The sequence below is a fragment of the Sphingopyxis sp. genome (assembly GCF_036402335.1).
Classification (GTDB): Bacteria; Pseudomonadota; Alphaproteobacteria; order Sphingomonadales; family Sphingomonadaceae; genus Sphingopyxis.
The window spans coordinates 1-5,813 of sequence record NZ_DASWTD010000260.1 but is presented as its reverse complement, the minus strand read 5'-3'; the positions used below and the strand labels follow the sequence as shown (position 1 = coordinate 5,813).

Sequence of the window (5,813 nt, the reverse complement as noted above, 5' to 3'; positions counted from 1 at the left end):
AAGCCGAGCGCCCAGGCGGCGATGTCCGACCCCGTTTCGCCGCCATAGGCTTTGGGCGAGACATAGGCCATTTCGGGCATCGCAAAGGCGACGATGTTCATCGCCAAAATGCCCATCACGGCAAAGCCGCGCAGCGCGTCGAGGGTGACGAGGCGTTCGCTCGCAACTGGTCTATCTTCGCGCATATCGCCCTCCACTGTATTATTCGCCTATAACGGCTGGGGCGATGATCCGTCCAGCGCTTTAACCTGCTATTGACATCTATGTCAGTAATGTTATCTGGACAGCATCAATGATTCGAACGGGAACGACCCATGACCCCCACTCTCTTCTCTCACCCCGACCGCATCCCCGCGAAGTTCCGCCCGTTCAAGGCGTTCCAGCATTTCCGTAACCTGATCAAGGACAAGGAAGACACCGAACAGGTGTTCCACATCTTCGAAAACCTGCCACGCAAGGGCTTCATGGATGACGCCCGCGCCTTCGTCGAAAGCGATTTCGGCCGCAAGCTGATGGAACGCGAACCCTATTTGCCCGACCTGCTCGACGATCATAGCTGGATCGACGAACTGCCCGAGGGCACGGTCGGCCACGCCTATGTCACCTTCATGCGCCGCGAAGGCCTGTCGGCTGCGGGCCTCGTCGCCGAAAGCGACAAGATGGGCCGCCCGCAATATGACGATCAGGTGCAATGGTATTCGAACCGCCTGCGCGACACGCACGACCTGTTCCATATCCTGACCGGCTATGGTCGCGACGCGCTCGGCGAACAATGCGTGCTTGGCTTCACTTATGGCCAGACGGGCAATTACGGCAATTTCTTCATCGCCTATGCCGGCGGTTACGAAGTCAAGCGCAGTATCAAGAGCGACGCACCGGTGATGGGCGCGATCCGGCAGGGCCAGCGCCACGGCAAGGCGGCGAAGGCGATCATCGAGCAGGATATCCGCTCGCTCCTGGCCGAACCGCTCGACGCCGCCCGCGCGCGTCTCGGCATCGGTGAGCCGACGCTCTATCAGGAAGCGCACCGCGCGTACCGCAACCGCGGGATCGATCCGTACAACTTCCTCGCCGCGAAGGCTGCGATGGCCTGACCCTCCACCCTCGGTCGCCGGCGAAAGCCGGGACCGGGGCGAGGGTTGCCTTTTTCTGCCGGCAACCGGGGTCTAACCCGCATTCTCCGGCCAGACGCGCGGGCTGCGCGGCGTTTCGAGCCGGTAGTCCGAATAGGCCCGCGAAAAAATCTCGCGGCCCAGACGTTCGGCGTCCGCGACCGGGTTCGACGGATCGCTGCGCACCTCGCCGCGGCTGTTGCCGGCGCCGCGCACCACGCCGACAAAGTCCGAATTCGTGTAGCGGGAAAATTCCTGGATCTGGTGGACGAGGCCGAGCGCCACGCCGGGATAGGTTTCCTCGGACGCCAGCACCAGCCCGAGCCGTTTGCGCGCCATCGCGGCAAGCGCCTCCCCCGATCCCGGATAGGAGGCGGCATAATAGCAGAAGCTGCGATCGAAGAACGCCTTCACCTGTGCGGACATGCCGTACCAGTAGATGGGCGAGCAGAAGATCACCCCGCGCGCGGGCAAAAACTCGTCGAAGAAGAGCGCGCGATAGCGGTCGTCGATCGCGCATTCGCCATCGGGGCCGCGGCAGGTGCGGCAATCGCGCAGAAATCCCGAAATATGATCATCGACAAATCGCAGCGCGACATCGCTGCCCGCCGCCTCGGCGCCGCGCCGGACAGCCTCGGCAAGTGTTGCGCTGTTTCCGTTGCGGCGCGGGCTTCCGACAAGAATGAGCAGCTTTTCCGGCATATCGACCGATCCTTTCGCGTGGGACACGGCACGGCTGCCGCGTCTTGTTGACGAAAGGGGGTGGCGTGTTACTTTCAATTGATCAATTACCCACTATTTTGTCATATACTAACCATCAGGTAAGAATTGGCGACCATGACGACACGCAATCAACCCTATAATGACGGACTCGGGCCGGTGTTCGGGATCATCGGCGGGAAGTGGAAGGCGCTGATCCTGTGGGAGCTGCACGACACGCCCGTGCGCTTCGGCGCGCTCAAGCGCCGTATTGCCGGGATCAGCGAAAAAATGCTGATCCAGCAATTGCGCGAAATGGAGGCCGACGGCCTCGTTCATCGCGAGATGTTCCATCAGGTCCCCCCGCGCGTCGACTATTCGGTTACGCCCTTGGGGGCATCGCTCAACGAAGCGCTGACGCCGCTATGCGAGTGGGGGAAACATAATCTGCAATCCCCGGCCACCGGCGGCCATTGACGCCGGTCAGCCGAGCTTGGCGATCAGCGCCTGAGCCGCGGCCGGATTGCGGACCTTCGCGCCCGATATGAAGAAGAGATAGACGTCGCGGCCGCCCTTCGCCCAGTCCTTCGCGCGCGTGGCCCAATGGTCGAGCGCCTTGGCGTCGTAGCCGGTTTCGATATCCTCATGCGACCGCTGGAGCCGCGCATAGGTAAAATCGGCGGTCTGTTCGTCGATGCACGGGAATTCGTCGCTGTCGGCGAAGACGATCGCCATGTTTCGTTCGCGGACCATCTCGACGAAGGCGGGATCGCGGAAGCTTTCGTGCCGCACTTCGATCGCATGGCGCAGCTTCAAACCGTCCTGCGTTTCCGGAAGCAGGTCGAGGAAGCCGGCGAAATCGTCGCGATCGAATTTCTTAGTCGCCATGAATTGCCAGTGGATCGGACCGAGCCGGTCGCCGAGCCGCGTCAGCCCCTGCGTCAGGAATTTCTCGATCGACGCCGCGCCCTCGGCCAGCACTTTGCGGTTGGTCGTGAAGCGTGACGCCTTGACGCTGAACTTGAAGCCGTCGGGGACCGATGCGGCCCAATTGGCAAATGTCTCGGGCTTCTGGCTGCCATAATAGGTGCCGTTGATCTCTATGCCCGTCAGATGCTGCCCGGCATATTCGAGCTCGCGCTTGTGCGCGAGGCCGGCGGGGTAGAAGGGGCCGCGCCATGGTTCGAAGGTCCAGCCTCCGACTCCGACATAGATGCTCACTGGGCCGTCTCCTCCCGTGCAAATCATGCGTCGTCATTGCGAGGAGCGAAGCGACGCGGCAATCCAGCGTAGCGTAACCCGCTCGGGATTGCTTCGCTACGCTCGCAATGACGGAAGATGTATTATGCGAGCGCCGCGTCGGCTCCCATCAAATTCGGGAAGAAGCCCTCATGCGCTTCGCGAAGTTCCGCCAGCGTTACCTGATGGTCGCTGCCCTCCAGTTCGAAGACGATGCGGTCCTTGATCGTGCGGCCCACCGGATCGACCGGCACGTCGGCGCGGCCCGCGGCGTCGAGGAAGTCGGCGAGGCAGGTGTCGCAGACGGTGACGAGGTAGAGGCCCTGATCCTCGCCGAAGAAGCTTTCGGCGACGCCGAACGGCTGTTCCTCGCTGACGAGCACGCCGATGTTCGATTTCAATGCCATCTCGGCGAGCGTCACGGCCATGCCGCCATCGGAGACGTCGTGACAAGCGGTGATCCAGCCGGCGTTGATCGCGCCGCGGATGAAGTCGCCGGTGCGCTTTTCGGCGCGAAGGTCAACGGGCGGCGGCGGCCCCTCTTCGCGGCCGAGAATCTCGCGCAGCCACACCGACTGGCCAAGATGGCCGGCGCGTTCGCCGACGGCGAGCACGATGTCGCCGGTGCGCTTGAAGCCGATGCCGACCGCCTTGCCCAGATCCTCGATCACCCCGACGCCGCCGATCGCGGGGGTCGGCAGGATTGCGCTGCCGCCGCCGGTCGCCTTGGACTCGTTATAGAGGCTGACGTTACCCGACACGATCGGATAGTCGAGCGCGCGGCACGCCTGCGCCATTCCGTCGAGGCAGCCGGTGATCTGGCCCATGATCTCGGGGCGCTGCGGATTGGCGAAATTGAGGCAGTTGGTGATCGCCAGGGGCGTGGCGCCGACCGCGCTGATGTTGCGCCAGGTTTCGGCGACCGCCTGCTTGCCGCCCTCGACCGGGTCGGCGTAGCAATAGCGCGGGGTGCAGTCGGTCGACATCGCGAGCGCGCGGTTGGTGCCGTGGATGCGGACCAATGCGGCGTCGCCGCCGGTCTGCACCGTGTCGGCGCCGACCTGGCTGTCATATTGTTCCCAAATCCAGCGGCGGCTGGCGATGTCGGGGGTGCCCATCAACGTCTTGAGGTCGGCTGCGACGTCTTGAGTTTCCGGAACATTCGCCAGTTCGGGCTGCTTCGGCGTCGGGACGTGCGGGCGGTCGTAGAGCGGCGCGTCGTCGGCGAGCGGCGCGAGCGGAATGTCGCAGACGATCTCGCCATGATGTTCGAGCACCATGCGCCCGGTATCGGTGACGGTGCCGATGACCGCGAAGTCGAGTTCCCATTTGTGGAAGATCGCCTTTGCGAACTCTTCCTTGCCGGGCTTCAGGACCATCAGCATGCGTTCCTGCGATTCGGACAGCATCATCTCATACGCCGTCATGCCGGTTTCGCGCTGCGGCACGTCGTCCATCTTGAGGTGGAGGCCGACCCCGCCCTTCGACGCCATCTCGACCGATGAGGAGGTCAGGCCCGCGGCGCCCATGTCCTGGATCGCGACGATCGCGTCCGACGCCATCAGTTCGAGGCACGCCTCGATCAGCAATTTCTCGGTGAAGGGGTCGCCGACCTGAACCGTCGGGCGCTTCTCCTCGGCGTCCTCGCCGAAGTCCGCGCTGGCCATTGTCGCACCGTGGATGCCGTCGCGGCCAGTCTTCGAGCCGACATAGACGATCGGATTGCCGACGCCCGATGCGGCCGAATAGAAGATCTTGTCCTGTTCGGCGACGCCGACGGTCATCGCGTTGACGAGGATATTGCCGTCATAGGCCTTGTGGAAATTGACCTCACCCCCGACGGTCGGAACGCCGACGCAATTACCGTAACCGCCGATGCCGTGGACGACGCCCGAGATGAGGTGCTTCATCTTCGGGTGGTCGGGACGGCCGAAGCGCAGCGCGTTGAGGTTCGCGACCGGACGCGCGCCCATCGTGAAGACATCGCGGAGAATGCCGCCGACGCCGGTCGCGGCACCCTGATAGGGTTCGATGTAAGACGGATGGTTGTGGCTCTCCATCTTGAAGATCGCGGCAAGCTTCCTGCCGCCTTCGCCTTCACCGATGTCGATCACGCCGGCATTCTCGCCGGGGCCGCAGATCACCCAGGGCGCTTCGGTCGGCAGTTTCTTCAAATGGAGACGCGAGCTTTTATAGCTGCAATGCTCGGACCACATGACCGAGAAGATGCCGAGTTCGACAAGGTTCGGCTCGCGCCCGAGCGCGTGCAAAACACGCTCATATTCTTCCGGAGACAGGCCGTGTTCGGCAACGATCTCGGGGGTGATGACGGAGGCGGGCGCGGTTGCGGTCTGAGTCATGGCGCGCCTTTAACCCCGTGCGCGCGAAACGAACAGGCCCCATGATGCATTTTGCACCACGGGGTCTGCGGTCGGAGAGACGGTTTAGCGCGAGGCGAGGGTGGCCGACGGCTTCACCAGCGGTTGAACGTCGCGCAGGATGCCGCCGACGCCGGTCGCGGCGCCCTGGTAGGGCTCGATGTAGCTCGGGTGGTTGTGGCTCTCCATCTTGAAGATCGCCGCGTCGCCGTCGCCGATGTCGATGACGCCGGCGTTCTCGCCCGGGCCGCAGATCACCCACGGGGCTTCGGTCGGCAGCTTCTTCAAATGAATGCGCGAGCTTTTGTAGCTGCAATGCTCGGACCACATGACCGAGAAGATGCCGAGCTCGACGAGGTTCGGCTCACGGCCCAGCGCCTTGAGG

5 protein-coding genes and 2 pseudogenes are annotated in these 5,813 nt (G+C 63.5%); 2 read left to right on the top strand and 5 right to left on the bottom strand.

Annotation, left to right across the window (positions count from 1 at the left end; translation table 11 throughout):
* Positions 1-185 (bottom strand): annotated as a pseudogene (locus VGD20_RS08185) (DUF418 domain-containing protein); the annotation flags it as partial.
* 129 nt (positions 186-314) lie between these two features.
* On the opposite strand from VGD20_RS08185, the gene VGD20_RS08180 reads away from it, so the two are divergent.
* A complete protein-coding gene (locus VGD20_RS08180; protein WP_331133972.1) occupies positions 315-1,094 on the top strand; it encodes a Coq4 family protein in 780 nt (259 codons plus the stop codon).
* 72 nt (positions 1,095-1,166) lie between these two features.
* Here the strand turns inward: VGD20_RS08180 and VGD20_RS08175 are convergent, their stop codons facing one another.
* Entirely contained in the window at positions 1,167-1,814 is a 648-nt protein-coding gene (locus tag VGD20_RS08175) for a flavodoxin family protein (RefSeq protein ID WP_331133971.1), read from the bottom strand.
* Between the two features lie 135 nt (positions 1,815-1,949).
* Between VGD20_RS08175 and VGD20_RS08170 the strand changes: the two genes are divergently transcribed.
* The gene (locus VGD20_RS08170; protein ID WP_331133970.1) at positions 1,950-2,288 is read left to right on the top strand and encodes a helix-turn-helix domain-containing protein; all 339 of its coding nucleotides are present in this window, start codon (positions 1,950-1,952) and stop codon (positions 2,286-2,288) included.
* A gap of 6 nt (positions 2,289-2,294) precedes the next feature.
* Here the strand turns inward: VGD20_RS08170 and VGD20_RS08165 are convergent, their stop codons facing one another.
* From VGD20_RS08165 to VGD20_RS08155, 3 genes and pseudogenes are all read right to left on the bottom strand, one after another.
* A complete protein-coding gene (locus VGD20_RS08165) occupies positions 2,295-3,059 on the bottom strand; it encodes a DUF72 domain-containing protein (protein WP_331133969.1) in 765 nt (254 codons plus the stop codon).
* A gap of 95 nt (positions 3,060-3,154) precedes the next feature.
* Positions 3,155-5,410 (bottom strand): phosphoribosylformylglycinamidine synthase subunit PurL, encoded by a 2,256-nt coding sequence (gene purL / locus VGD20_RS08160; protein ID WP_331133968.1) that lies wholly within the window; start codon positions 5,408-5,410, stop codon positions 3,155-3,157.
* A gap of 126 nt (positions 5,411-5,536) precedes the next feature.
* Positions 5,537-5,813 (bottom strand): annotated as a pseudogene (locus VGD20_RS08155) (AIR synthase related protein); the annotation flags it as partial.